The following is a 25,947-nucleotide window of genomic DNA, read 5'->3' on the forward strand; positions in this document are numbered from 1 at the left end:
CCACCGTTAAGTTTGTCCTCACCACCGCCACCAATAATGACGTTATTGGCAGCATTACCGGTGATATTATCATTCCCCCAATAGCCATTTATTTCGATATTGTTACCGACAAAAGCCGTATTAGAGAAGTCGAGGGTATTGGCACTCCAATCACCGACGATGGTGACTTTTCCTGTTACTCCTGTCCCGTCGATGGTTTCAATGCCACTATTGGTGCTAAAGGAAAGAATCCCCAGGTCCACGTCTCCTGTACCCAAAGCCACAATTTTATCCACCCCAGAGGTGCCGGTATCGGTATAGATGTCGTAGCCTTGGAAACTCGACCAGCCTCCGGCTAGATTACCGGAGACATAATAAGTGTCTGAGTCTTCACCTCCATCTAATTGGTCATTGTCTGCGCCGCCATAGAGTAAGTCATTGCCAACCCCACCCGATAAAGTGTCAGACCCCCAATCTCCATCGAGTAGGTCATCGCCGCCGCCACCATTGAGAATATCGTTTCCCCCGTAACCCATCAGGTGTTCGGCAAGATTCGTACCTGTAATCGTGTCGCTAGAGTTATCACCGTAAATAATGGTTTTCTGAAGATAGAAATAGTTGAGCCAACTGGCAACATCATTCAGGCGAGCATTGGCATCGCCGTCTTCGTTGACGAGACGATTTTCTTCGATGGTAAAGCCAATATGATAGAGTCCATCGGCTACGGTATTGACTAAATTTTTACCGAAGTATTGGGTTGTCGCTCCGTCATTTTGTACCAGGTGGTAGCCTGTTTCCTCATTTCCCTCATCGTCACCGTGGAGGAGGATAAATTCGTCATAGTGATTAGTGCGAACCCACTGATTGAGGGTGCGAATATCATCGCTGGTAATCCAGCCATCAGCAGCGATACCTGTAGCTGTAACGCCATCGACTAATAGATGGTTAAGTCCGTCGGCGGCGGCGGCTCCGGCGTTAATATCCCCCGCATTTGTCCACTTGGCTAAGCCAGTATCGATTTTGATGGTATCGACAATTTTGTCTAATCCTGTGCCAGTGGTGGACTGATCAACGTAAAAATATGTTACCCAATCTGCTACGTCTTTGACTGTGGCATTAGCTGCACCATCTTCGTTGAGAAACCGCCCATTTTGGATCTCAAAACCAATATGATAGATTCCGTCGGCAACGGTATTAACTAGGTTTTTCGCAAAATATGTGGTCTTAGCGCCGTCATTTTGAACTAAATGGAAGCCAGTTTCTGTTGTGCCGTCATCATCCCCATGCAGAACAACAAAAGTGTTATAACGGGTGGCATCAGAGCGAATCCAATTGTTAATTTGTGCAATATCGCTTTCGGAAATTGAACCATCGGCGGCGAGATTGTAGGTGGTAATCGCTGTTTTTAATAAATCATTCAGTCCATTGGCAGCATCAGCACCGCCAGCAATTTCTTGCCAAGGTATATTTTGCGCTAAACCCTGATCAGCAATGACTAATTCCGTAATCTGATCAAGTCCGGTATTAGTTGTTGCCCGATCTGTATAAAATTGGGTTAGCCAATCCGCTACTTGGGTGACAGTGGCATTGGCGTTACCATCTTCATTGACAAAGGTGCCATTTTCGATTAGGAAACCAATGTGATAAATGCCATCAAAAACCGTATCAACTAAATTCTGATTGCGATACTGTTGAGTCGCTCCGTCATTTTGGACTAAATGAAACCCTGTTTCTGTTGTACCGTCATCATCGCCGTGGAGAGCAGTAAATTCTGCTAAACGGTTAGCACGAATCCAGCCATTAATCGCGGTTACGTCACTGACAGTAAAAATGCCGTTACTAGCAACTCCAGTGGCTTGTTTGGCTTCTAAGATTAACTGATTTAATCCGTTAGCCGCCGTCATTCCACCCGTAATATTTGTGCCGAGATTAGCACCAGCAAGTCCCGGATCTCTGCCAATTCTTTCAACCGTTTGATCTAGTCCCGTTCCGGTTGTTCCGCTTGGGGAATTTTGCACCATCGAATAAGATTTGCTTGCCATAATTTTTAACCATAAAAAATAAGGTAGTTAGTGAAATAGCAACAATTGTTAGACAAGTAACGACAAAACCCCACTAAGGCAGGTTTATCCTAAATCCAGTTAGCAAAACCCAGTTATCATCAGAGACCACTGAAGTGGTCACATGGAACAAAAAGGCTTGTCCACTGCACTGGATCAGGGGGATTTGGTGTTACCCTGACAATTGCGGATCGATATCCTCACCCACACCCGAAGTCGATCCCAACGATTGGACAGTCTCAGATACTCAATAAGTTCTAACCGATTGTCTTGCCTCTGCTCAGACTATCGAACGAGGCTTTCCGACCTTGATAGTCCTGAGTCGGCGTTTGATAATCTAACCTTTGATGGAATCTTAGCTTATTGTAGCACTTTATACAGATATATGGTCTGCGCTGCTTTTTCTCTCTTAGCGTTGCTCAAATAAAAATACCTGATCTTGCGCGTAACTCAATTTAAACCCATGCGATCGCTGCAAGCGTCCGATCAGATGGCTGACAACCGACTCGGTGCTATCTACTTTCGCCTATAAAATAACTTTACATTTCTTTGATCACTTTTGGAAAATGCTATCTTGTGGATGGAACAAAAGAGCTAAAAATCTCCATTGATGCCAATTGGATAATTTAAGCGCATCTTATGATAGTCTAAATCTTTTCTTAAAGATGGCAGTAGGAAAGAGCGGCTACCGTGAGAGAGTAGTATCCATCGTCTCGGTCTTGAGTGGGATGTATGGCCATTCTCATCGGATGGTGGTTTCTGTCATGTCCGACCTGTTTGGGGTGAAGATGTCTTTATGGTTAAAAGACCGCAAGGGACGCACCTTGTCAGGCGAGGACATATGACACTATCCTTATGATAGTAGTAACCTGAGCCGAAACCATGAAGTTAATGCAGTTAATCGATACTGCTATACCCGGTTTCCCAATTGAGTAATTAAAGAAGCTAAATCATGAAATTTAAGTTTTTAAAAGGAGTTAATCAATGAAAACAATTAGTTTTAAAACCCATGGGGGAGAAGATGGAACATTACAAATATCTTTACCGCCTGAACTTAAAAACACAGATTTAGAAGTCACCTTAGTTTATCAGCCAATATCTCTAAAAGAAAAAGAAGAAAAAACCACATTTAGCCAATGGCAAGAAGGCTTCTTTGAAGAAGTAATTGGCGGTTGGGAAGGTGAATTATTAGTAAGAGAAAAACAGCCAGATTATGAGGAAAGAGCGATCAAGAATGATTAAGGACAAAAATCAGCAAACCTATAGAGACCCTAGTATTGTCGGTTATTATGCCCAATTAACCGCGCTACAGCCGGCAGAAAGGACAATTTTAACCCTGCTGCAACAGCGTTTATCGACGATGAAAATGCTTGATTTAGGGGTAGGTGCGGGACGGACTACGAAGTATTTTGCCCCTCTTGTGGGAGAATATATCGGTGTTGATTATTCTACGGAAATGATCGCCGCTTGTCGTCAAAAATTCCCCCATTTAGTCTGGCAAGTGGCCGATGCTAGAAATCTAGAACAATTTGCGGATAATTATTTTGATTTTATTCTCTTTAGTTTTAATGGCATTGATTATATTTCCCCTGCTGACCGTTTCCTAGTTTTAGAGGAAATTAGCCGCATCGGTAAAGCGGGTGGTTATTTTTGCTTTTCTAGTCATAATCTTCAGGGAATTATCCCAGAATTCGATTGGAAAAAAAAGATTAGTTTGAATCCTTTTAGTAGCTATGTCAATTTACTCATCTGGGTGATTTTGCGGGCCTGTAATCCCTCTCTTAGCTACGAACAGTTATTGACTGCTGACTATGCAATTATTCGCGATGAACCCCATAATTTTCGTCTCCAAAATTATTACGCCACACCCAAAGAACAATTAAGACAGCTAAGGTCTTACTTTCAAGAGATTAAAATTTATTCTTGGAAAACTGGTCAGGAAATTAAGAGCGAACAAGAGTTAAATACTAATCTTGATCATTGGCTTTATTATCTCTGTGTTCTTCCCTAATATTATCCTGCTTTTTTGGGGGATATTGAAGTAATGCTTGAGCAAGATAATGACCGGTGTAGGATTGTTCACATTTAGCCACGGTTTCCGGTGTTCCCACCGCGATTAATTCTCCTCCCTTATCCCCTCCTTCCGGTCCCAAATCAATAATCCAATCGCTACAGCGAATCACGTCGAGATTATGTTCGATGACGATAATCGAATTACCTTTATCGACCAATCTTTGTAACACATCTAAGAGATGATGCACATCATAAAAAGATAACCCCGTAGTCGGTTCATCGATCAAATACAGGGTTTTTCCCGTGGCCCGTCGGGATAATTCGGCCGCTAATTTCACCCTTTGTGCTTCCCCACCGGATAAAGTGGGAGCGCTTTGACCGAGTTTACAGTATCCTAAACCCACATCCACGAGAGTTTGTAATCTGGTGGTGGCCCGGGGGACATTTTCAAAGACTTTTAATGCTTCCTCGATCGTCATATCTAAGACATCGGCGATCGAATAACCTTTATACTTAACCTGTAGGGTTTCCCGATTATAACGCGCCCCTTTACACACATCACACTGCACATAGACATCGGGGAGAAAATTCATCTCGATGACGTTTACCCCTTGGCCTAGGCAAGCTTCACAGCGTCCTCCTTTAACATTAAAAGAAAACTGCCCCGCTTTGTAACCCCTAGCTTTTGCTTCGATGGTTTCGGTGAAAATCTCGCGAATAATGTCAAAAACCCCCGTATAGGTGGCAGGATTTGACCGAGGAGTGCGTCCTATTGGTGATTGGTCGATGACAATTACTTTATCAACCGCGTCCAATCCTTCCACTTTCTCTAATTCTTTGGGGAAGGGAGTTAAACGGGTTAAATGATGTTGTAAAGCTGGATATAATAACTCATTAATTAAGGTGGATTTGCCTGAACCAGATACCCCCGTAATCGAGACTAATTTTCCTAAAGGAATCGTTACATCAATATTTCTTAGGTTATTTTGATGGCAATTTTTTAAAACTAAAGCATTACCATTTCCGTCCCTTCTTTGGGGGGGAGTTTCAATAACTTTGCGTCCCGATAGGTAGGCCCCTGTTATCGATTTTTTGGACTTCAAAAGGGTTTTAAAACTGCCTTGACAGATGATTTCTCCGCCATGAATCCCCGCTTTTGGACCAATATCGACCACATAATCGGCTGCCCGAATCGTTTCTTCATCGTGTTCGACGACGATTAAAGTATTACCTAAATCTCGCAATCTTTGCAGGGTTTCTAACAGTTTACTATTATCTCTTTGGTGTAATCCAATGCTAGGTTCATCGAGAACGTATAATACTCCCGTTAATCCCGAACCGATTTGAGTAGCTAATCTAATTCGTTGGGATTCCCCCCCGGATAAAGTCATCGCTGGTCGATCGAGGGTAAGATAATCTAATCCCACATCGATTAAAAATTGTAGTCTCGCTTTGATTTCTTTGAGAGCTAATTCCCCAATTAATGCTTGTCTTGGGGTTAAATGACAATCATTAATTCTCTGCAAACAATCCCGAATCGGAACTCCAGTAAAATCCGTGACCGTATATTCTCCTAAACGTACCGATAAAGCTTCCGGTTTTAATCTTTTTCCGTGGCAAACTTCACAGGTTTGGTTAACAATATATTTCTCTAGTCTTTGTTTAATAACTTCCGAGGTGGTTTCTTGATAATTTCTATCTAAGATATTGATAACTCCCGCAAATTCTCGATAGTAACCGCGACCAGTATCGTAACGGTAATCATCTTCAAAATAGATCGGTTCTTTACTGCCATAGAGAATGATATCCTGCTGGGTTTTTGTTAGTTTCTGCCAAGGGGTTTGAATTTCAAAACCTAAAGCTTGCCCTAAACCGTAGAGGAGAGAAAGATAGTAGGAATTATCCTTATCTGACCAGGGGGCAATAGCAGAATAAACCGGTTGTTTCGGGTCTGGAATGACTAAATCTGCCGAAAATTTCCGTAAACTGCCCAATCCGTGACAGTTGGGACAGGCACCGTAGGGAGAATTAAAAGAGAATAAACGGGGGGATAATTCTTCCATAACTGCCCCGTGTTCGGGACAGGCAAATTTTTCGGAAAAGACAATTTCTTTGGTAACTTCGGGATTATCTTCGTTATTCTCATCGAGAATTTCCACAATCGCTACACCGTCGGAATGCTTTAAACAAGTGGTTAAAGAATCCACTAATCTTTCCTGTAAACCCTCTTTTTTGATCAGGCGATCAATAACAATTTCGATATCATGAAGATGTTTTTTATCTAACTCGATGCCCTCGGATAATTCTACTACCTTGCCGTCAATCCGCACCCGGGCAAAGCCTTGGGAGGCCAAACTAGAGATTAATTGCTTATGAGTGCCTTTTTTGCCGCGAATTACTGGGGCTAAGATTTGAAATCGGGTTTTATCGGCTAATTCCATCACTCGATCGCACATTTGATCGATGGTTTGGGGGGCAATATTGCGATCGCAATGGGGACAATGGGGTTCCCCAGCACGACCGAACAATAAACGCAAGTAATCGTAAATTTCCGTTACAGTTCCCACACTAGAACGGGGATTGTGGGAAGTGGATTTTTGGTCAATGGAAATAGCCGGACTTAAACCCTCGATCGCATCCACATCAGGTTTATCTAATTGTCCTAAAAATTGGCGCGCGTAGGCGCTGAGGGACTCCACATAGCGGCGCTGTCCCTCGGCAAAAATAGTGTCGAAAGCGAGGGAAGATTTGCCCGATCCTGAAACTCCCGTAAAAACGATCAACTGATTGCGGGGTAATTCGAGATCAACATTTTTGAGATTGTGTTGTCGGGCGCCACGGATACGGATCGAGTCAGTTTGAGCCATCGGATGGTGCCAAGTAGTCCTTAACAATCATAGCCTTGACGAATGGGTTTCAGCTACTAAAAAACCAGTCTTCTATCATATCAGAAGATTATCGGGGTTAAACCGCCCGTTCGAGAAACTCGCGCATATCCCGATCAGCTGCAGGGCAACAGCTATGACTGGCTTCTTCTTCTAAATGGGCTAAAACTGGGCAATTAATCCGATAATCTGGTTCTTTTGACCGTTCTAGCCGCAATTCATACACTTGTTTTTCCAGTTGTTCAATGCGGTCCACCAAAGCGCGAATAGCCACCGCTTCCGAGTCGGGTAAATCACCGTGTTCGAGGGGTTCCACCCGCGTCCCGGCCCGATAGATTAAACGACCGGGTACACCAACAACGGTACAATCGGCGGGAATATCGCGCAGGACCACAGAACCAGCACCGACGCGAACGTTATTACCCAGATAAATATTACCCAAAACCTTAGCCCCAGCGCCGACGACCACATTTTCCCCTAGAGTCGGGTGACGTTTACCGCTTTCTTTCCCCGTCCCTCCTAAAGTAACTCCTTGATAGATGAGGGCATAATCACCGACAATGGCCGTTTCTCCGATGACCACTCCCATGCCATGGTCGATAAAAACACCCTGACCAATTTGGGCGCCGGGGTGAATTTCGATACCAGTCAGAAAACGGGCAAGATGGGAAATTAAACGGGGAATAAAGGGAATCCCGATCTGATATAGCCAATGGGCGAAGCGATGGCACAATAAAGCCTGTAATCCGGGATAACAAAACAGTACCTCTAACCAGTTGCGGGCAGCGGGGTCACGTTCAAAAATGATCTTGAAATCGGCTAGGAGAGTAGATAACACGAGTCTTGATTCCATATTGATCGAGCTTATACTAAACCATGTTATCACTCCGGTAAATGAGCCGTTCAACTAAAAAACGCTCGAGAAACCCCTTCTCCTAGATCGCTTTTACTTTTCTTGGCCAAATTTTGAAGATATCCTTAATTTCTCTCTTGTTTAATCTTCCTTTAACTTGGGTCTGAAAAAATGCGATTGTTTAGCCTTTTTTTGCAGTTTTTCAGCTAAAAATATGATTCATGCTATCTATCGTCACCATGGGAAATTTTTATTAACCTTGCTGTCAATTGCTGGCAGTATCAATATTGTTACCGAATCGGCCGCAGCTTTAAATATCACCCGATTGAGCAGCCTTGGCAATACTACAATTGCTGCTAATAACTTCGGGGCAGAAATTCCCGCTTATGACCCCGCTAGTCGCAGATTATTCCTGACCGGTCCCAATAATCGTCTAGATATTGCCGATATCAGTAATCCCGCTAGTCCAATTCCCTTACCCTCGATCGATCTTAGCTCCTACGGTGCAGGGGTTAACAGCGTTGCCATCAAAAATGGTATCGTGGCCCTGGCCATGGCAGCTAATCCCATTACCAATAACGGCAGTGTAGTATTTTTCAATACCAATGGTGTCTTTCAGAGTCAGGTGACTGTGGGCGCTTTACCTGATATGTTAACCTTTGCTCCTGACGGTAATCGGGTTTTGGTCGCTAACGAAGGGGAAGCAAGAGGGGCGATCGATCCCGATGGTTCCGTTAGTATCATTAACCTTAGCTCTGGTATTCTCAATCCCACCGTCAACACCGCTACTTTTGATAGTTTTAATGGTCAAGAGAATACTTTAAGAAGTCAGGGAGTCCGTATTTTTCCCGGTCAAACGGTTTCCCAAGATGTGGAACCAGAATACATCACCGTTTCCGACGATGGAATCTCTGCATGGGTGTCTCTACAGGAAAATAATGCTATTGCGATAGTCGATGTTGCTAACGCTCAAGTCACCAGTATTGTACCCCTAGGAGCCAAAAATTTTAACGCACTGGGTAATGGTTTGGATCCTAGCGATCGAGATGGGGTAGTATTTGGAGGAGCGGCTAATTCCCCAGCAGTGAGAATTAATAATTGGCCGGTTTTTGGCTTATATCAACCGGATACGATCGCTACCGTTACCATCGCCGGACAAACCTATTTAATTACTGCCAATGAAGGGGATACTAGAAATGAGGCCCGACGAGTTTCTACTCTAACTTTAGACCCCAATGCTTTCCCTAATGCGGCCAACTTGAAATTAACCCAAAATCTCGGCCGTTTGGATGTTTCTAGCATTGACGGACTTAACGCCCAAGGTCAATATAGCCAACTTTTTGCCTATGGTGGTCGTTCTTTTTCGATTTGGAATGTCACTAATGGACTGTCCCAAGTCTTCGATAGTGGCGATGATTTTGAACAAATTTTGGCGGGTTTTTCGGCAACTCCCCTAACTCCTAGTATTTTTAATTCCGATGGTAATCCTAGCAGCTTCGATAGTCGTAGCGATAACCGCGGGCCGGAACCGGAAGGTTTAGCAGTAGGAACTGTGGGTAATCGTCTCTATAGTTTTGTGGGAATAGAAAGGGCTGGCGGTTTCATGGTTTATGATATCACCAACCCTAGTAATCCTTTGTTCACTAATTATATCAACGATTGGCAATTAGGGGATATCTCTCCCGAAGGATTATTGTTTATTCCCGCTGCCGATAGTCCTAATGGTACTCCCCTGTTAATTGTTGCCAATGAAGTGAGTCGTAATGTGGCGATTTATTCCGTGAAACCTGTCCCAGAACCTAGCGCAGTTTTAGGATTAGTAACCCTCGGACTAGCTGGCTATAGTTTGAAAAAAAGAGGGAATTGCTAATCACATCCCGTAAAATGGTAGCGCCTCCGACCAATGGGGGCGTTTTCCCATTTGCCAATCCAAATAGGCTAAATCGAGGATATCGGGGGCATTTATGCCTAAATAGTTTGGTGTAGCTAATCTTTGATAGGAAATAGTTAAGTTTTCTAAAGTCTGCTGCCATTGTTCCGGAGTCATCAGGCTATCAGCTAAATAAACCCGATTACCCCGATAGATACCCACATACAATTTTCCCCTAGTGGCGGGCATTTCTAGGGCTAGATAGGTATCGAGGGGATAAAAATCCCGTTGTGACCAAGCAAAGGCCGCTAAACTGGAGACGGTAAAAATCGGTAGCTGTAATTGTTGTGCTAGGGTTCTACCGGTGACTATACCGATGCGGGTACTGGTAAAGCTACCCGGCCCCTTAGCTGTGGCTAGAAAGGCTAAATCTGCCCATTTTTGCGGGGCTAGGAACTGTTTTAGATAGGGGTGGAATAGGTTCGATAAATCCCTGTCTAAGTCCCAAGTTTGTTGACGACTATCATCACTGAAATTAGAGAGGGCCAGTCCTAGTTGGGGACTGCTGGTATGCAAGGCTAATCCATAGACAGGGGAAGACAAGTCAATCTTTCTGTATCAGTAAGTTTTTATGGGTCGCCTGGGATTCGAACCCAAGACCAATCGGTTAAAAGCCGAGTGCTCTACCGCTGAGCTAGCGACCCGTTTCGTGTTCTGCACACGATTCATCAATATAACATCTTATTTGGGCTAAGTCAAGGGGTAATTTAAATTTGATTGACTCGCATTTCCACGATCGCCTCACGGCTACTATGGGGTTCTAGGTAGGTCAAATGTTCGCCTGTGTTGAGGGCGTTGCGGGGAGCGCTCCAGGGTTCGAGACAGATATAATTTTTATCTTTCAGAGTCCAAAAAACTATAGTTGTATAGAGATTATCGTAACTGAGGATAATTTGACGCTGATGATAGGAATCACTAAAACTACTTTGATGGCGCGTAATTTGCAGAAAAGCGGCATCAATTTCTTCGAGATTAAAGTCAAAGTTACCAGAGTAAGAATGGAAGGTTTTCGTGCGTTGATCGAGGTATTGGGAGGAGGGAATATCAAAGGATAATCGGGTTTTATCTGTGACTTGAAAATAGGGATGAAACCCGATAGAAAAGGGCATTATTTCGGGGGAAAGATTAATAAATTTTTGGTGAATTTTGAGGCTGTTTCCTTGCAGTTGATAGGTAAAAATTAATTGAAAATCAAAGGGATAGACTTGACGAGTGGCTTCATTACTGTTTAATTCTAGGGTTAAACTAGCGGCGGTTTCGGCAGTTTGTTTGCTCACTTGCCAGGGTAAATCACGAGCAAATCCGTGTTGTTTCAGGGTATAGTTTCGGCCTTGGTGTTGATAGGTATTATCGGGTAAGTTGCCACAGATAGGGAATAAAATCGGGACTCCTCCGCGGATGCTGAGGTTAGGATCTTTGAATCTTTCTCTGTCCAGATAGAAAATATCTTCTCCGCAAATTTGCCAACGGGTGATGATTCCTCCTCTAGCGGGAACCACTTCCAGATAAGCGTCAGCCTCTTCATCCTTGAGACAATAGGTAAGATATTGATTTTGGTTTTGAGTGATAGTAAAGGTCATATCAGTTATCAGTTATCAGTTATCAGTTATCAGTCATCAGTTATCAGTCATCAGTTATCAGCTAACATAGAACGTAGGTTGGGTTGAAGCATGAAACCCAACACCCGATCATGTTACGCTACCACTAACCCATCCTAACAAATAATTGTGCCTCCCTACTTAGCTTAACCAATTAGGTTTTAGATTCGGCCTTTGTGAATAAGCTGAGATAGACTAGCTTGAGATGAAAATTTGGGTAAGAAAATAGGCAATGGCGGCGCTACCAATCGGTACAGTGAGATTATCTATACCTAGTTTCGAGAAAGTTTCTAGAATAGTAGCTCCGATCGCCGTTAATAAAGATACTAGAATAATTGGCGGATTAATGCCATTAACAAAAGATAAAATAATCAAGCTGACTAAAAAGCTGATTCCCAACATAGTCAGGGAACCTTCCAGACTTTTGCCACTGCCGAAAATTTTGTAGGGATGTTGACCAAAATTTTGTCCCACTAGGGCTGCTAATCCGTCTCCTAAAGCCATAATTAAAATACCCATTGCTGCGTATTCGGGGTGAGAAATTGGCCAAAAATAAGCCACGAGAACACCGATACTAACAGCATAAAAAAAAGTTCCCCAACTGCGGCGACCGACACTATTAAGACTGGGTAAAATCGGGAAAAAATAGGATAGGATAGCGATAGTTGCCGCTAGGATGGCCGCACTTATTCCCACCCAAGCGGGGATATTTAACCACCAGGCAAAAAGGATGACGTTTCCCGTGCCAATGTGGACAACTTTGCGGGTAATTTCGCCATCGGTACTGAAAACCCTTTTTAATTTTTCAGCGATCAGAATCAAAACAGCTAGATAACAGGCGACCAAACCGATCGAAAATAGGAGAGAGTGGGATAGTTCCACGTGGCAAAAGCGAAAATTGACTATCTATTTAGTTTAGGCGATCGAGGTGACATTGATGAAAGGAATTTTTATTGGCTTAATTGAGGGATATAGACGGTTTATTTCGCCGCTATTTCCCCCTTCCTGTCGTTTTCAACCCACCTGTTCCCAGTATGCCATAGAAGCGATTGATCGCTTTGGTGTGCTGCGGGGTTCTTGGTTAGCAATTAAGCGTATTCTCCGTTGTCATCCCTTTCACCCCGGAGGTTACGATCCTGTGCCTCCCTGTAGCCACAAGCACGATTGAAACCTACAGCAGTTATCTCAATGGTGAGATACGAGGTTTTCGTTTTGGGGATTCAGGAGTCAGGATTCAGGAGTCAATACCAAATTAGGTTATACTTCATTTTTAGGGTAAAGTCTGTAAGACTCTTGATATTTTTAGACCCGTTGATGGTTGCCTATTTTCTTTGGGGAAAACGCTCGATATCGGCGATACCATAAAAGATGATCTGTTTATCTTTTAAACGTAGTCGATCGACCCTTAATTGAGTACCATCGAGAGCAAATTTATCTAAATCCATGAGGTTGTTAACGTGGCTGATTAAAGCTTCTCCTAAAGCTTTTGATCTTTCGTCGCCTTGATAAACCACATCAACAAATTGAATTTTTCGCCGTTCTTCCACAACCACAGCAGTGGTCATTTCTAGAAGAATTGGTTCTTCTTCTCCCAATTTAATTAGACTTTTCAGAGTTAAAGTTTTATCGTCATTGAGAATTAATTCCGTGTTCTGACAGTGAATTGATTTACCTTCGTACTCTAATCTTTGCAGTTTTTCGACAATAAAAGGTGTATTAAAAGAGGTGGTTAAGTCTTCTTCCGTTAAAACTACCCGCAAAGTGGCTCGCGTCGGTTGACGGAGTTTTACCTGTCCGGTAAAAATGGCACTAAAATCGATCGCCACCGCTTGCACGTACAATTCCATGGCTTCGATGCGTAGGCCATTGTACATCAGCATCGACTGACCGATAAAGTCAAAACCGTCGATACTGCCTTGCAGTAATTTGGCTACGGGTTCGGCGCGGACAGTCGCTGTCAGCTTGCCTGTGCGTTTGAATAATGCAGCGATCGCAGCACTCACCACTTTACTGATGAGTTGATCGCCGCTCTGATTGGGAAAAGGTAAGCTACCAAACACGCCTGCTGTCATATCTCTCATAGGTGGGACTGCAACGATCTTAACATTATTTAAAGTTTCTTTACATCTCGTTTTATTAATCAGGATGATAAGCAATCTGTATGATTCTGTAGAGGTTATAAATTTTTAGCGGTCTATCCCGTGCGAGGGGATAGGATAGAAAAGTGCTACTATCCCAGTGATATAGCGTTTTTCACTTAGAAAATCGGGGTTAAAAACGTGGTTGCCATTTCAGATCAACAACCGTTAGCCGCTACCCACAACCACAGCGATCGAGTGGCGGTATTATTGATGGGATACGGGGAAGTGGAGAGTTATGAGGACTTCGCCAACTATAATGAACAGGCCTTAAATTTGCTGACGGCTAAGTTCGCTCCTGTGCCGACTTGGGTTTATCCTCCCCTAGCGAAATTATTGGCTATATTTGACCTACACGAATGGCAGCACCAACATAATCACTTTATTTCACCCCATAACCACATTTTTGAGCATCAAAGACAGGAAATCGAGCGCAATTTACAGGCAAAATGGGGTAATCGGGTGGAGGTATTCAAAGCGTTTAACTTCTGCGCGCCTTTTTTACCGGCACAGGTGTTAACGGAAATCCGCGAAGGGGGATTCGAGAAAATTTTGATCTATCCTCTCCTCGTTGTTGATTCTATCTTTACCAGTGGCATTGCGATCGAACAAGTTAACAAAGCTTTAGCTCAAGGACAAACGGGGGAACATTGGGTTAAAGGATTGCGCTATATTCCCTCGTTTTATAACCAACCCGCTTATATAGATTTAATGGCGCGGTTAGTGGAAGAAAAAATCGCGGCCGAGGTAGCTAGTAGCTGTCTTCCCTCGCAAATTGGCATTATTTTAATGAATCACGGTTGTCCCCACGAAGCTAAGGGATTTACGTCGGGAATCGATGAAAGTCAAGCTTTATACGAGTTAGTCCGGGAAAAATTAATCTATCGTTATCCCTTGATTTCTGTGGGTTGGTTAAATCACCAAACCCCCTTAATTAAATGGACGCAACCGAATGCAGAGTTAGCGGCGAAGAATTTAATTGAATTGGGGGCCAAAGCTTTAATTTTCATGCCGATTGGCTTTGCTACGGAAAATCACGAAACTTTACTGGATGTAGAGCATATTATCGAAGCTTTACGCCGCAAGCACGACCAAGTTAATTATGTGCAGATGGCCTGTGTCAACGATAACCCCGAATTTTGCCGGATGGCTGCCGATTGGGCCGAGGAACATATCGAAGCTTTGTTATCACAAGAGGCTTTATCTGTCAATAGTTCTGTAACAATTCCTCACATTCATTCCGATCACCATCATCACCACGGACACCACCACCATCATTAAGCTTGGACAGTGGCAAAGAGGGGCAGCGGCGAAAATTAGTCCTACCACTTGTCACTGTTGGAGCTATAATCTATAATTGTGCTTTCCTGGGTACGTAGCTCAATGGATAGAGCATCCGCCTTCTAAGCGGACGGTTGTAGGTTCGATCCCTACCGTACCCGTTATTGTTAACTAGGGATGGGAAATTCTCTCCTATCGTCCCGGGGACAATCGCTTTGATGCGGAGAGCGTGGAATTGGGTCAGTTGAATCCCGTCGGTTGATATTGATTGTGTTTAATTTAGTTTGCGATCGAGTTGAGGGTCAGTCAAGGGAGAAGGCAAAGGCGAATCCGACATACTGCGCCAAAATATCTCACGGAATGAGGATATACAGCCTGAGAAGGAGTAAAACAAGAGAAACTACCTGAAACTCCTTCTTCTGTGCATCCCTCTATTTAATAGTTTGCCCTCTTTGCAATAGCCTTTCTCGTCTCTTTTGACGGGATTCTGTTTCCAGTTGGGCGAGTATATCGTCTAAAAAAAGATTATAAAGCTCAATCTGGCGGTTAGTTTCCCGTAAGCTTTCAAGACATTGTTTTCTCGTTGCTTCATCGGGATAGGAGGTGCGGTAAGTGATCATAAGTTCCATTGCCTCTTTACTTCATCAACACTAGCACTAACAGCATCCACACTGGCTGTTCCTTGCAAAATCGCTCTTTCTAACATCTCTAGCATCGTATTTGAGAGAGTCGGCTGCTCTTGTAAAATTCTCAGCAGGATATTATTAATTCGGGAGTAGGAATTAGTTACCCTCTCTCTGGCATTAAATAATTCTTCTAATTCTGATAATGTCCGTTCATTTTCCCCATATTCTGTAAAAAGTTGCCATTCTGTTGCCGATGCGTACTCTATCTGATCCGCTAGTTGACGCAGTAGATCACAAATGCTCGTTAAGGTTTCCTCCGGTAATGTAGCCATATTCAATTATTTCTATTATCCCCAGTCTATCATCTGGTTGGTACGAGGTAATCCTGTTGAATTTAGTTTGCGATCGAGTTGAGGATCAGTCAAGGGAGAAGGCAAAGGCGAATCCGACATACTGCGCCACAATATCTCACGGAATGAGGATAGTTCGCCTGAGAAGGAGTAAAAAAAACAGGGGAAAACACCTGAGACTCTTTGCTCTGTGAATCGCTAATCGGGGAAAGGAATGTAAAGATTTATTAAATTGTAGTTTTTAATACTTTTTTGATGGGGATAGTGTGTATGATTCTGTTGTCTGCCTTTGGGGTTGGGTGGGGCTGTTTAAGCGGTTGATTGATATAATGACAATGTATTTACCAAGCAGTCAAAAATGTTGCTGAAAATCATACAAATCGGCAATTCTCAAGGAATTACAATTCCTCAAGCGATTATGGAACAGTGCGAACTCACTGATGAAGTCGAAGCGATAGTCGAAGGTAAAAAAATTATTCTGAGTGCTAAAAAGAAGGTGAGAGAGGGGTGGACTGAATTATTTGATGACGAACCGCTCGAAGCAGAGTTACAGGATTGGTTAGGAGTGGAAAACGAGTTCGAGCAAGAAAATCAATGGTAGAAAGATTTGCTGTGGTTCTAGTGGAACTCGATCCGACTAGGGGTTCCGAACTGCAAAAAACCCGACCTTGTGTTATTGTTTCCCCTAGCGAGATTAATGCTCGGTTGAGAACAGTAGTCGTCGCTCCCATCACCAGCACAGTCAAAAAATACCCCACCAGAATCCCGATTGACCAAGAAAATGTGCGAGGTAGTATTGCCTTAGACCAAATTAGAGCGATCGACAAAACCCGAATCGTTGCTCAAATTAGCCGTCTTGACGAACAAATGGCAATGTTAGTAGCTGATCGCTTGGTTGAATTTTTTCACTACTAATTTTTTTTTGGATTATAGTTCGCAAAGAGGGAATATCTCAATCTTCCCCTGTGAATCGCTAATCGGGGAAAGGAATATAAAGATTTATTAAATTGTAGCTTTTGATACAGTTGTGGGGGGGGGAGTGTGTATGCTTCTGCTATCTCCTTTTAGTCTTGGGTTGGGCTGTTGCTTGATCTGGATGTGGGGGGGGCGATCATACTCACCAAATTAAGAAAAGCATGGAGACGGTTACTTATGATTATCCATAAAAACTTATTATCCGTAGTATTACTTGGACTGGGATTTTTTTCTCCCAGCATAGTTTCTGCTTCAACTATTACTCAAGATGGAAAGTACTCTATATCAGGTGTTTCGTCTCAATTAGTTACAAGCTACACCGGGACTGGAGATAGTGTATTTGTTGATTCGGGAAATGGTCCTGTACCCACAGGCCCTCTGTCTTTTACATTAGATACAACTAAAACCAATGTAGTCTACTTTAATTTTGATTCTGGATATGCGACTATTAATGCTCATATTCTCCTAGATGCTCCCATTTTAGATATTCTTGGAGAGTCTCCAGCAAGTATTAATATCATAGAGTCAGCATTTTTACCATCTTTCAATATAGTTGAAACATCTACATCACCCAATTCTTCAGAATATCCCTTTATAGCTGATGGTTTTGTTAGTCAACCTTTATTACCAACCCAAACAACAACTTTTGTTGGTGGTGTTACGCTAGGAGCTCCTCCAGAGGGGAAATACTTATCAATTAAACTGACAGACCCTCTTAAGCCGATAGATTTTATTGGGGGTGGAATTGTAGAAACAGGTACGTTTGCAGGTTTTCAATATTGGAATAAAAATCGGGTGCCACCCGAAAAAATTATCCCTATAATTATTGATATAATAAAAATCATAATAAAGGAACCTCCTGAGCCTAACCCTCCTCCTACTTACCCTCCTAATTCTCCTCCTCCAGAAGCACCTGAAGCTCCAGCTTTTAACCCTTTTCCTACACTTCCTCGCCCTGTCCTAGTGGCAAAAGTCCCCGAACCCACTTCAACCCTCAGCCTCTTCGCCCTCGGTACTCTCGGTGCAGCTTCAACCGTGAAGCGCAAACTAAAACCCTCCAAATCTACCGAAAAAGAAACCACAAAAGTAGGCTAAATTGCTTCTAAAAATACCATGAATGCCCCTTCATTTAGTCAGTTGAGGGGGTATTTTTGACATAACTCTCTCAATTCCCATGATTTTAAGGAGGATGGTTTATCTTGCAAGCCGAGAGCTGCTACAATCTAAGATGACTGGTTATAGATGCTTTCAAGATGACTAAAACAGCAGAAACCCTCAAAATAGAACTTGCTCAACTTTCTGTGCAAGATCGCGCTGAACTAGCTTACTTTCTCATCCATTCCTTAGATGAAGGTGTAGATGACAATGTTTTAGAGGCTTGGGATAGAGAATTAACTCAAAGATTAGCCGAAATTTATGCTGGAACAGCCAAGGGTGAACCATCGGATAAAGTATTATTGGAATTACGAGAGAAATATTCGTGAAACCTGTTATTATTCACAGTGAAGCAAGACGAGAACTTGACAATGCTATTCAATATTATGAGAAGCAAAAGATAGGATTAGGGCTAGATTTACTATCTGAAATTGAACAAGCTCTCGAAAAAATTAAAATTAACCCTAATCTGGGAACAGCCCATACTATCGAAGGGGTGCGCTGATGGCCATAGGTTTTTGAGTGACAATTCCATGATAATATTCCCTAGCAGGCTTAGTTTCTGGAAGGGCAAGAAATACTTCGAGGGAAAGGGCTTGTTTATCTTCTATTGTGGTAAACATTGATTGATTTCTCCGCTCTTGAGTTGTTTTCTATTATAAGCTCCTGACTCCTGACTCTCAGGACAATTTTTGATTTTTGCCATAAGTCCAATCTAAAAATACGGGTTTTTCTTTAAGCTCTAGCACGAAAAATTTGATTAGCAGTGAGGTTTAACTCTGGAAAAACCCCTGAAATAAGACGTTGATCCTGTTTAAATAAATTACCTTGATATTCTCCATCAATTAATTGATAGATAGAAATGGTGGGTTCTTTGGGGCTGCCGATATATCGGGCCGAACCTTTGGCTAAATAATCGATAATCCAATATTCGGCAATTCCTAATTGTTCGTAGTCGTCGAATTTTTTCAGATAATCATCTCGCCAATTGGAACTGACAATTTCAATAATTAATTTAGCTGATGTTGCCAGAGAAATTGAGGAAGCAGTTTCCCAATAGGGATCATTAACTAGATTTTCTCTGTCTAAGACAATAATATCGGGTAGATAACCCGTATGAGAGCGAAGGGGTTTTACTGCGGCCGTATTGGGGATAAAATAGGGCAATTGCCGTCTTCTAATCTCCAATCCTAACTCGATGGTCATAAAACCGCCAATTTCTTCGTGTTTTCCGATCGGTCGCATCATGGCCAATAATTTTCCTGCGATTAATTCGTATTGTTGTCCATCATCGGGATATTGATTGATATAGTCATCAAAAGTCAACAATTGGGGGATAGTTTGGGTTGTGGTCATGGCAGTTAGGGTAAATAAGAGAGATCATTTTTCTAGATTCTAACTCGATTAACGACGTTGCCACCAAGTCAATCCAGCTAGGGTAAATCCTACTAAAGGCATCACTACCATCGCTATCCAAAAAATCGCGTTAGCTTGCAGGGGATTTAAATTAATTCTTCTATTTTCTGGTTCCTTAGCCCGGATAGATAAGGTGGCTGTTTCACCACTGGCTAACCACTGCACAGAATTTAAAAATATATCTCCGTTTAACTGTTGTTCAAATAGTCCATCGCTGGCAAAGCTGGCATTACCAATCACGATTAATTTACCTTTTTTTCCCGTCAGAGCAACTCCTAAATCAAAGGGACCAGCTAAATCTTTTTCAGGGTTAAACTGGAGATCCTGATTATTTAAATCACTCTCAGCCCACATTTTATCATTAGTAATCATTAAAGATACGGCTTCAATTCCTTCGATGGGAACGGTAGCGATGGGACGAGCAAAGGGAAAGATAGAAATACCGTTGGCAAAATCGCGAGTAATCGGATGATTACCGTAATTGGTAATAATGGGACTAGCCGGACCTAAACCGATTATTTCCCCGGCACCAGAAGCATCAATAATAATCCGATTATCTAGTTTCACACCCCAAGAGGTTAATAAGGGTTCTAATCCGGTTTCGGTTTGGGGGTCAATCAGTAATAAAATTTTGCCCCCTTGCTCAAGATAGTTTTTTAAAGCGGTGACTTCCTGGGGAAATATTTTTCTTTTGGGACTGGCAATAATAATGACATCGGCATTATTGGGAATGGTGGAACGTTCCACTAGATTAAGTGGTTCTACTTGATAACCTTTTGCTTCTAAACTATTGACTGCTTGCACTAATCCACCTTGAGGTTCTTTGATGGCATTTTCTCCATGACCTTGCAGAAAATAAGCGGTTAAAGTGCGATTAGTTTTAGCGGTTTCGATGGCGTTACTCAGTTTCGCTTCCGTGAGACTTTCCTGTTCACTAATAGTTTTCAGGGGTTGTTTTTTGTCACCATACTGTAGATAGACTCTAGACAGATTATCATCAGCTAGTTTTTTAAATTCTTGGACAATATTGGGTTTTTTCTCTGGGTTAACTATCTCGTACTGAAATTGGGGATTTTTGCGTTGATAATTGGCTAAAAGTTCCTCTTCGTTGCCACTGATTCCCCGGGTTGAAAAAATCCAGACTTTGACTGGTTTTGACAGATTGGTTAATAGTCTTTCGGTTTGGGGGGATAAACTAAAGATTTGGTTTTCGGTTAAATCAACTCGATAGGGATAACGGAGGGCGAGAAAGTTAATTAAACCGATAACGCTGAGAACAATAATAGTAGTAATGAGGGTTTGAGTGCCGGTGCGGGTACTTCTTTTTTGCCAAAAGTCTTTGGAAGTGATTACTAATAACCACAGCCACCCTAGAAACAAAATAGCCCCGGCAATTAATAACCCCAGAGAGAGGGATGACCATTGACCGGAGATTAACCCCACGGTTAGGCCGGCACTACCCAGAAATAGGGCGGGTATATAGAGAAATTTACTGTATTTTTGCCAGGATCTCATAGTTAGTTTCTTTGATAACGGTCCGCTTCGATCGCTTGAGTAGTTAGGAAGATTCCCAGCAGAATATAACTGAGGAGGATGACTAAACTACTACTGTCAAAAATTCCCCGCACGAAATTGTTAAAGGGTTGATACCAAGATAGATGGGAGAGCAATTCTTTTAGGAAAAATCCGATCTGTTCTCCCACTTCTCCTCCGATACGATCTCGAAAGAAGGTTTCGGCATTGTTAGCAATTACATCCAGTATCCAGATAAATAAGATGGTGATAAAGGTGATGATGTAAGCAAGGATAGAACTATTGGTGAGGGAAGATATAAACATCCCGATGGCTAGGATGGCGGCTGCCAGTAAAATTAATCCTAGATGAGCCATTAAAATACTGGCTATATTCACCGGGGGAACTGCGGCACTAAAAACTACTATTTCGTAAATCCAGAGGGGGGTAATCATCACGGTAAAAAAGGCCAGCACTCCCAATAATTTACCGATGGCTATACTCCAATTGGTCAGGGGGGAAGTGGCTAAAAGTTCTAGGGTTCCCTGTTTTTTTTCCTCTGCGTATAATCCCATAGACAGGGCTGGCAAAATTACCAACAATAAGGAGGATAAAATAATGCCGATGAAAGTGGTCATAAATTCAGATACCGTATCTCTGGCTACCAGAAATCCCGATTGTTCCTGGATACCAATATCGAGAATAATGCCGTAGAGAAGGGAGTTAAAGAAAAATCCCGCTACTAACCAAAATATACCCATAATGATATAGGCATTAGCGGCGGTAAAATAGCTTTGAAATTCCTTGCGAAAAATCGCCCAGATATTATTGATCATGCCTCTCCTCTTGCTGGTTACTTTCCCCGCTGCCGATTACTTCCAGAAAAATATCTTCTAGGGTTTTACGGGTGCGACGCATTTCTAATAAGTTATAACCATTGTTGACAACTATTCTAGCAAGTTCTGCCCCTAGGTTTGTCCCCGCTTGACCAACAATTTTGAGCAGGTTATCGCCGACTTTTGCTGCTTGTTCGACTTGGGGCATTTGTTGAAGGATTTCTAGCAGGGAATCCCTATCACCCTCGATCTCAATTTCATAACTGGAACCAGCAGGGGTAGCGGTAGTAATATTATTGGCTACGATGCGACCCCGATTAATAATTGTCGCTCGATCGCAGGTAATACTCACTTCTGGTAAAATATGAGTGGAGAGAATAATTGTATGTTCTCCCGCTAAACTTTTAATTAGATTTCTCACCTCGATAATCTGTTTCGGATCCAATCCTACTGTCGGTTCATCTAAAATAATTACCGGTGGATCGTGTACAATCGCTTGGGCAATTCCCACACGCTGTTTATAACCCTTGGATAACTTGCGGATAATAACTTTTCTTTTTTCTAGTAACTGACATTTGCCTAACACTAAATCTACCCGCGCTTTTCTATCCCCCGATGAGATGCCTTTAATCCGTGCCACAAAATCAAGAAAACTTTCCACGGTCATTTCTGGATACAAGGGGGGATTTTCGGGAAGATAACCAATGCGACGACGCACTTCTAAGGATTGTTTATGTACATCGTATCCTGCTATCCTTGCTGTTCCTGTTGTGGCAGGAATATAACCGGATAAAATCCTCATAGTTGTGGTTTTTCCCGCTCCATTGGGTCCCAAGAAACCGAGTATTTCTCCTTTTTCTACGGTAAAATCCACGTCACTGATTGCCGTGGTAGAACCATAAATTTTACTCAGATGTTCGACTTCAATCATAAGCTTTATCAGTTATCAGTTATCAGTTACCAGTTATCAGTTATCAGTTATCAGTTATTAGATGGGAGTTAAGTACCTAAGCAAAATTAATTACACATATCTAACCCCGCTCTTGCCTCTTGCCTCTTGCCTCTTGCCTATCTTCACTAGGAAATTAATTTTGCACGACTACTTATCAGTCTGTTAAGTGACAAGTTCGGAGCTTTCTTTTAACTCGACGGAATCTAAAACCTAATTTGTTAAGCTAGAAGATTTTATGGACTTAGTTTCTAACCTTCTTTTTGGGTAGGAGAATTGCCAGATTCTTTCTTTTGCCTTTTGCCTTTTGCCTCTTGCCTGCTGCTCACTGATAACTGATTTTTCCCAGACTATGATCCTGATTAATTTCTACCACTAGCTCTGCTTGTTTGAGCAGGGGTGGGAGAAATAATTGCGGATGTAAACTTTTCCAAAAATACTTGACAAATTCCTCAATTTCTGATGGGGTCATACCTCCTTTTGTTTCGGCTGCCTGTCGCCATTGTAAACTGTAACGGTAGTCAAGGGGATAAAGAATCAGTAAGCGATCGATTTTTGACCAGAGGGGTAGATATTCTCGCAATCTTTGATTATTATCCCTGGCGAATTGTCGGTCTTCTTCGCTATTAATCGGATCGGGGGCATGATCAAAGACTGTTTCTTCTATTGGATTCATGCCCACAAACCAACCCTCAAAAAAAAGAATATCAACTCGTTCCACTTGTTCCGCTGCAATTCTATCTCCTTGTCCTTGATGCAGGGACTTGTCAAACCGCGGGATTAAAATCGGACTTTCTTGCTGACAAACCTGTTCTAAAACTTTAATTCCTAATGCTATATCATGAGTACCCGGTGGACCACGCCAGCGCAATCTTTCATCCTTTTGACGCAATTTTATTCGCTCATTATAGGTCTTATAAATATCATCTAAAGAGAGATTATTTACTTTTAAATCAAAATAGGCTAAAATAATCGACATTATGGATGTTAAGGTGGTCTTCCCCGTGCCTTGGGGAGCCAAAATGCCTTGAATCAACGGTTTTGCGTGGCTGCGTAGCTCTAGCGCCCAAGGAATCCAGAAGCGCCAACAGCTGATCAAAATCTGATTTGGCTGATTTATCCCTAACTCCTGACATTTTTGCCAGACTCGCGGCCAGAGAATCGTTAATAGTTCCGCCCTTTCCTGTAGGATGAGAGGGTTAGTCTGGTGAAAATTTAAGGATTCGAACGCTAGTAATTCTTCTAGATCCGCCTCAGTTAAGGGATTTTTGTCGATTAATCCCTGTAAAATCGTCAAAATCTTCATAGCTGTTATATCAGAATTAGCCAAAAACTGTCCCAATGATTCAGGAATAATTATCTAGGGTTAGCCACCCATACCGGCAGATTAATCCTGCTCAAGATTTTTTTGAGAGTGTTTTTTAGGGTTATTTGCCCAAAAATGAAGGGTTTGCAGGCAGGCACGGATTCCCATTATATATATAAGTATATGTCAAGTTCCGTTTTCAGTCAAGGGGTTTGGTCAAAAATCTCTAGCTTTGTCTCCAGTTTCTCAATCGGTTAGACTAAGCATTATTAACATTACTTAACAAAACACCAGATGAATACAGCTGCTCTGACGATAAAGCAAAATTGGCAATGGCAAGGACATTCGATACACTATGTGCAAGCGGGTACTAGAGTCACGGGAAAACCCCCTTTACTATTAGTCCACGGTTTTGGTGCTTCCACCGACCATTGGCGAAAAAATCTGCAAGGTTTAGCCTCAGAATGGGAAGTATGGGCGATCGATCTGTTAGGATTCGGTAGATCAGCTAAACCAGATCTTGTCTATAGTGGCAGTCTTTGGCAGCAACAATTAAATGATTTTATCAAGGAAGTTGTGGCGCAACCGACGGTTTTAGCGGGTAATTCTCTGGGGGGTTACGCTTCTCTCTGCGTGGCTGCTAATCACTCTGAGAATGTTCGGGGATTAATTCTCCTCAATAGTGCCGGTCCCTTTAGCGATACAGAAAGCAATCGTCAGCCTAATTTAGCACAAAAATTACTGCGATCAATCTTGCTGCAACCCTGGGCCAGTTATCTCTTATTTCTCTATACCCGTCAACCCAAAACTATCCGCAAAACCCTAGAGAAAGTATATCTCGATCGCAGTGCCATTACTGAGCAGTTAATAGAAGATATCCGTCGTCCTTCCCTGGATGCGGGAGCAGCCAAAGTTTTTGCTTCTGTGTTTAAATCTCCCCGGGGGGAAAATGTGGATATTCTTCTGCAAAAGTTAAGTTGTCCCCTGTTGATGTTATGGGGTGAGGGGGACCCTTGGATGAATACGAGGGAACGCGGATCCAAATTCCGTCAATACTATCCTTCTCTGACAGAATATTATCTAACTGCCGGTCATTGTCCCCACGATGAAATTCCCACAGAGGTTAACCAGTTGATTAGTGATTGGATGAAAAGCTTATAGGTAGTTAGGGATCGGTTATCAGGTTTTTATTTTTTTGACGCTTATTTGACCTGAAAAAAGAGGGTTTGCAGGCAGGCACGGATTCCCATTCTATATATAAGTATCTGTCAAGGGCGGGGATTTGTCAAGGGTTTTTTTGAAAAAATCTGCCAGAATTTCAGGGGAGAAAATCGGAATCGAGGATTTGTTCGGGACTATAGGGGCAGCTTTCGGCAAAGATAGCGGCCGGTAATTGGCTTTTTTGTCGGACTCGCTTCACTGCTTTGGGGTAAATAACGGCGATTCTGGTTAAAAAATAGTTATAAAGGGTTTTCGACTCCAATAAAAGTTCTAATTCCACCCGAAAGTTACCGATTTCGTCTTGCCATCCCTTCGCACATCTTTCTCGTTCCTCCGGCCAGTATTGATAGAGAAGCAGATGAATGAGTAATTGTAGGAGATAACTATCTACTTTATGTCTCTGTTCGTTCCCCAATGCTTCGATTTCTTCTCCGAGATGTTCCCAATCTAATACATCTGTCTGTCTTTGTCGCAGTTGTTTGGCCGTTTCTTCTAACCAAGCAAGATAGTCCTGTTCGTATAAGTCTTTAGTTGTCATAACCTATCCCCTTTAGCGCTGGTCAGGTATTAGATTTTTATTTTCTTGACGCTTATCTAACCTGAAAAAAGAGGGTTCGCAGGCAGGCACGGATTCTCATTCTATATATAAGTATCTGTCAAGTGCGGGGATTTGTCAAGGGTTTTTTTGAAAAAATCTGCTGGAATTTGACCGGCAGGATAAGGGATTGTTTCACCTTTGCCTGTGAGCTACAATAAGCAGATGAGCAAGAGGATAGGATTACAGGAGTTTTAACAATGCGGTTACTACGGGTTCAAGTTCCTGACTTTCGAGTGTTAAAGAATATTGATATTAGTTTCGAGAAA

The 25,947-nt window shown here is 42.5% G+C and carries 26 protein-coding genes, 2 tRNA genes and 1 pseudogene; 12 read left to right on the forward strand and 17 right to left on the reverse strand.

The genetic code is table 11. From position 1 onward, the window contains the following. Positions 1-2,021, reverse strand: a 2,021-nt coding sequence (locus IM515_RS07005; RefSeq protein ID WP_425589506.1) for a calcium-binding protein, incomplete at its 3' end; no start/stop codon positions are given. A 1,002-nt stretch (positions 2,022-3,023) separates the two neighbouring features. Here IM515_RS07005 and IM515_RS07010 point away from each other — a divergent pair. Both IM515_RS07010 and IM515_RS07015 read left to right on the forward strand, forming a co-directional pair. Beyond that, a complete protein-coding gene (locus IM515_RS07010) occupies positions 3,024-3,281 on the forward strand; it encodes a hypothetical protein (protein WP_004159933.1) in 258 nt (85 codons plus the stop codon). Then, positions 3,274-4,050, forward strand: a complete 777-nt coding sequence (locus IM515_RS07015) for a class I SAM-dependent methyltransferase (RefSeq protein WP_287630583.1) — start codon at positions 3,274-3,276, stop codon at positions 4,048-4,050. The genes IM515_RS07010 and IM515_RS07015 overlap by 8 nt, the downstream gene beginning before the upstream one ends. Here IM515_RS07015 and uvrA read toward each other — a convergent pair. Continuing rightward, positions 4,007-6,919 carry an excinuclease ABC subunit UvrA gene (gene uvrA, locus IM515_RS07020; protein WP_287630584.1) on the reverse strand — a complete coding sequence of 971 codons (2,913 nt, stop codon included), beginning with the start codon at positions 6,917-6,919 and terminating at the stop codon, positions 4,007-4,009. The genes IM515_RS07015 and uvrA overlap by 44 nt on opposite strands. A gap of 97 nt (positions 6,920-7,016) precedes the next feature. Continuing rightward, on the reverse strand, positions 7,017-7,790 hold the full coding sequence (cysE, locus tag IM515_RS07025) for a serine O-acetyltransferase (protein WP_287630585.1): 774 nt from the start codon (positions 7,788-7,790) through the stop codon (positions 7,017-7,019). A gap of 214 nt (positions 7,791-8,004) precedes the next feature. On the opposite strand from cysE, the gene IM515_RS07030 reads away from it, so the two are divergent. Then, positions 8,005-9,660, forward strand: a complete 1,656-nt coding sequence (locus tag IM515_RS07030) for a choice-of-anchor I family protein (RefSeq protein ID WP_287630586.1) — start codon at positions 8,005-8,007, stop codon at positions 9,658-9,660. Here the strand turns inward: IM515_RS07030 and tsaB are convergent, their stop codons facing one another. The 4 genes from tsaB to IM515_RS07050 all read right to left on the reverse strand — a co-directional run bounded on the left by tsaB (position 9,661) and on the right by IM515_RS07050 (position 12,200). Beyond that, positions 9,661-10,263, reverse strand: a complete 603-nt coding sequence (gene tsaB / locus IM515_RS07035; RefSeq protein ID WP_287630587.1) for a tRNA (adenosine(37)-N6)-threonylcarbamoyltransferase complex dimerization subunit type 1 TsaB — start codon at positions 10,261-10,263, stop codon at positions 9,661-9,663. A gap of 29 nt (positions 10,264-10,292) precedes the next feature. Next, positions 10,293-10,364 (reverse strand) — tRNA-Lys (locus tag IM515_RS07040). Positions 10,365-10,427: 63 nt separating this feature from the next. After that, the gene (locus tag IM515_RS07045) at positions 10,428-11,300 is read right to left on the reverse strand and encodes an aldose epimerase family protein (RefSeq protein ID WP_287630588.1); all 873 of its coding nucleotides are present in this window, start codon (positions 11,298-11,300) and stop codon (positions 10,428-10,430) included. Between the two features lie 213 nt (positions 11,301-11,513). Next, entirely contained in the window at positions 11,514-12,200 is a 687-nt protein-coding gene (locus tag IM515_RS07050; RefSeq protein ID WP_287630589.1) for a diacylglycerol/polyprenol kinase family protein, read from the reverse strand. A 55-nt stretch (positions 12,201-12,255) separates the two neighbouring features. On the opposite strand from IM515_RS07050, the gene yidD reads away from it, so the two are divergent. Beyond that, positions 12,256-12,486 (forward strand): membrane protein insertion efficiency factor YidD, encoded by a 231-nt coding sequence (gene yidD, locus IM515_RS07055; RefSeq protein WP_002732315.1) that lies wholly within the window; start codon positions 12,256-12,258, stop codon positions 12,484-12,486. Between the two features lie 154 nt (positions 12,487-12,640). On the opposite strand, the gene IM515_RS07060 is transcribed toward yidD, so the two are convergent. Beyond that, the gene (locus IM515_RS07060; RefSeq protein ID WP_002785405.1) at positions 12,641-13,399 is read right to left on the reverse strand and encodes an LmeA family phospholipid-binding protein; all 759 of its coding nucleotides are present in this window, start codon (positions 13,397-13,399) and stop codon (positions 12,641-12,643) included. Positions 13,400-13,597: 198 nt separating this feature from the next. Here IM515_RS07060 and IM515_RS07065 point away from each other — a divergent pair, with 198 nt between their 5' ends. Together IM515_RS07065 and IM515_RS07070 are read left to right on the forward strand one after the other, a co-directional pair. Further along, complete coding sequence (locus IM515_RS07065; RefSeq protein ID WP_287630590.1) at positions 13,598-14,737, forward strand: ferrochelatase; 1,140 nt, start codon at positions 13,598-13,600, stop codon at positions 14,735-14,737. An 88-nt stretch (positions 14,738-14,825) separates the two neighbouring features. Further along, a tRNA-Arg gene (locus tag IM515_RS07070) sits at positions 14,826-14,898 on the forward strand. A 270-nt stretch (positions 14,899-15,168) separates the two neighbouring features. Here the strand turns inward: IM515_RS07070 and IM515_RS07075 are convergent. Continuing rightward, positions 15,169-15,366: a hypothetical protein gene (locus tag IM515_RS07075; protein ID WP_287697937.1), complete on the reverse strand. Its 198-nt coding sequence runs from the start codon at positions 15,364-15,366 to the stop codon at positions 15,169-15,171. Further along, the gene (locus IM515_RS07080) at positions 15,354-15,695 is read right to left on the reverse strand and encodes a hypothetical protein (RefSeq protein ID WP_287630591.1); all 342 of its coding nucleotides are present in this window, start codon (positions 15,693-15,695) and stop codon (positions 15,354-15,356) included. The genes IM515_RS07075 and IM515_RS07080 overlap by 13 nt, the downstream gene beginning before the upstream one ends. A gap of 376 nt (positions 15,696-16,071) precedes the next feature. Between IM515_RS07080 and IM515_RS07085 the strand changes: the two genes are divergently transcribed. From IM515_RS07085 to IM515_RS07105, 5 genes are all read left to right on the forward strand, one after another. Continuing rightward, positions 16,072-16,314: an AbrB/MazE/SpoVT family DNA-binding domain-containing protein gene (locus tag IM515_RS07085; protein ID WP_190723626.1), complete on the forward strand. Its 243-nt coding sequence runs from the start codon at positions 16,072-16,074 to the stop codon at positions 16,312-16,314. Further along, complete coding sequence (locus tag IM515_RS07090; RefSeq protein WP_002784949.1) at positions 16,308-16,628, forward strand: type II toxin-antitoxin system PemK/MazF family toxin; 321 nt, start codon at positions 16,308-16,310, stop codon at positions 16,626-16,628. The genes IM515_RS07085 and IM515_RS07090 overlap by 7 nt, the downstream gene beginning before the upstream one ends. Positions 16,629-16,865: 237 nt before the next feature. After that, positions 16,866-17,783: a PEP-CTERM sorting domain-containing protein gene (locus IM515_RS07095; RefSeq protein WP_287630592.1), complete on the forward strand. Its 918-nt coding sequence runs from the start codon at positions 16,866-16,868 to the stop codon at positions 17,781-17,783. Between the two features lie 158 nt (positions 17,784-17,941). Beyond that, positions 17,942-18,172, forward strand: coding sequence for an addiction module protein (locus tag IM515_RS07100; protein ID WP_002798429.1), 231 nt, complete (start codon positions 17,942-17,944; stop codon positions 18,170-18,172). Continuing rightward, positions 18,169-18,348 (forward strand): hypothetical protein, encoded by a 180-nt coding sequence (locus IM515_RS07105; protein ID WP_287630593.1) that lies wholly within the window; start codon positions 18,169-18,171, stop codon positions 18,346-18,348. Before IM515_RS07100 ends, IM515_RS07105 begins: the two co-directional genes overlap by 4 nt. Before the next feature lie 4 nt (positions 18,349-18,352). Here IM515_RS07105 and IM515_RS07110 read toward each other — a convergent pair. The 6 genes and pseudogenes from IM515_RS07110 to IM515_RS07135 form a co-directional block, all read right to left on the reverse strand. Next, a pseudogene (locus IM515_RS07110) lies at positions 18,353-18,466 on the reverse strand (Uma2 family endonuclease); the annotation flags it as partial. Between the two features lie 112 nt (positions 18,467-18,578). Beyond that, positions 18,579-19,199 carry a Uma2 family endonuclease gene (locus tag IM515_RS07115; protein WP_002768262.1) on the reverse strand — a complete coding sequence of 207 codons (621 nt, stop codon included), beginning with the start codon at positions 19,197-19,199 and terminating at the stop codon, positions 18,579-18,581. Between the two features lie 48 nt (positions 19,200-19,247). Beyond that, positions 19,248-20,774 carry a GldG family protein gene (locus IM515_RS07120; RefSeq protein WP_287630594.1) on the reverse strand — a complete coding sequence of 509 codons (1,527 nt, stop codon included), beginning with the start codon at positions 20,772-20,774 and terminating at the stop codon, positions 19,248-19,250. 2 nt (positions 20,775-20,776) lie between these two features. Next, positions 20,777-21,607 (reverse strand): ABC transporter permease, encoded by an 831-nt coding sequence (locus tag IM515_RS07125; protein ID WP_193960131.1) that lies wholly within the window; start codon positions 21,605-21,607, stop codon positions 20,777-20,779. Then, a complete protein-coding gene (locus IM515_RS07130; RefSeq protein WP_287630595.1) occupies positions 21,597-22,538 on the reverse strand; it encodes an ABC transporter ATP-binding protein in 942 nt (313 codons plus the stop codon). The genes IM515_RS07125 and IM515_RS07130 overlap by 11 nt, the downstream gene beginning before the upstream one ends. A gap of 343 nt (positions 22,539-22,881) precedes the next feature. Beyond that, positions 22,882-23,862, reverse strand: coding sequence for an ABC transporter ATP-binding protein (locus IM515_RS07135; RefSeq protein ID WP_287630596.1), 981 nt, complete (start codon positions 23,860-23,862; stop codon positions 22,882-22,884). 294 nt (positions 23,863-24,156) lie between these two features. On the opposite strand from IM515_RS07135, the gene IM515_RS07140 reads away from it, so the two are divergent. Then, positions 24,157-25,023 carry an alpha/beta fold hydrolase gene (locus IM515_RS07140; RefSeq protein WP_287630597.1) on the forward strand — a complete coding sequence of 289 codons (867 nt, stop codon included), beginning with the start codon at positions 24,157-24,159 and terminating at the stop codon, positions 25,021-25,023. Between the two features lie 157 nt (positions 25,024-25,180). Here IM515_RS07140 and IM515_RS07145 read toward each other — a convergent pair whose 3' ends face one another. Further along, positions 25,181-25,621 (reverse strand): DUF29 domain-containing protein, encoded by a 441-nt coding sequence (locus IM515_RS07145; RefSeq protein ID WP_287630598.1) that lies wholly within the window; start codon positions 25,619-25,621, stop codon positions 25,181-25,183. Positions 25,622-25,947 lie beyond the last annotated feature (326 nt).

Source organism: Microcystis sp. M44BS1, assembly GCF_020244875.1.
GTDB lineage: Bacteria > Cyanobacteriota > Cyanobacteriia > Cyanobacteriales > Microcystaceae > Microcystis > Microcystis panniformis.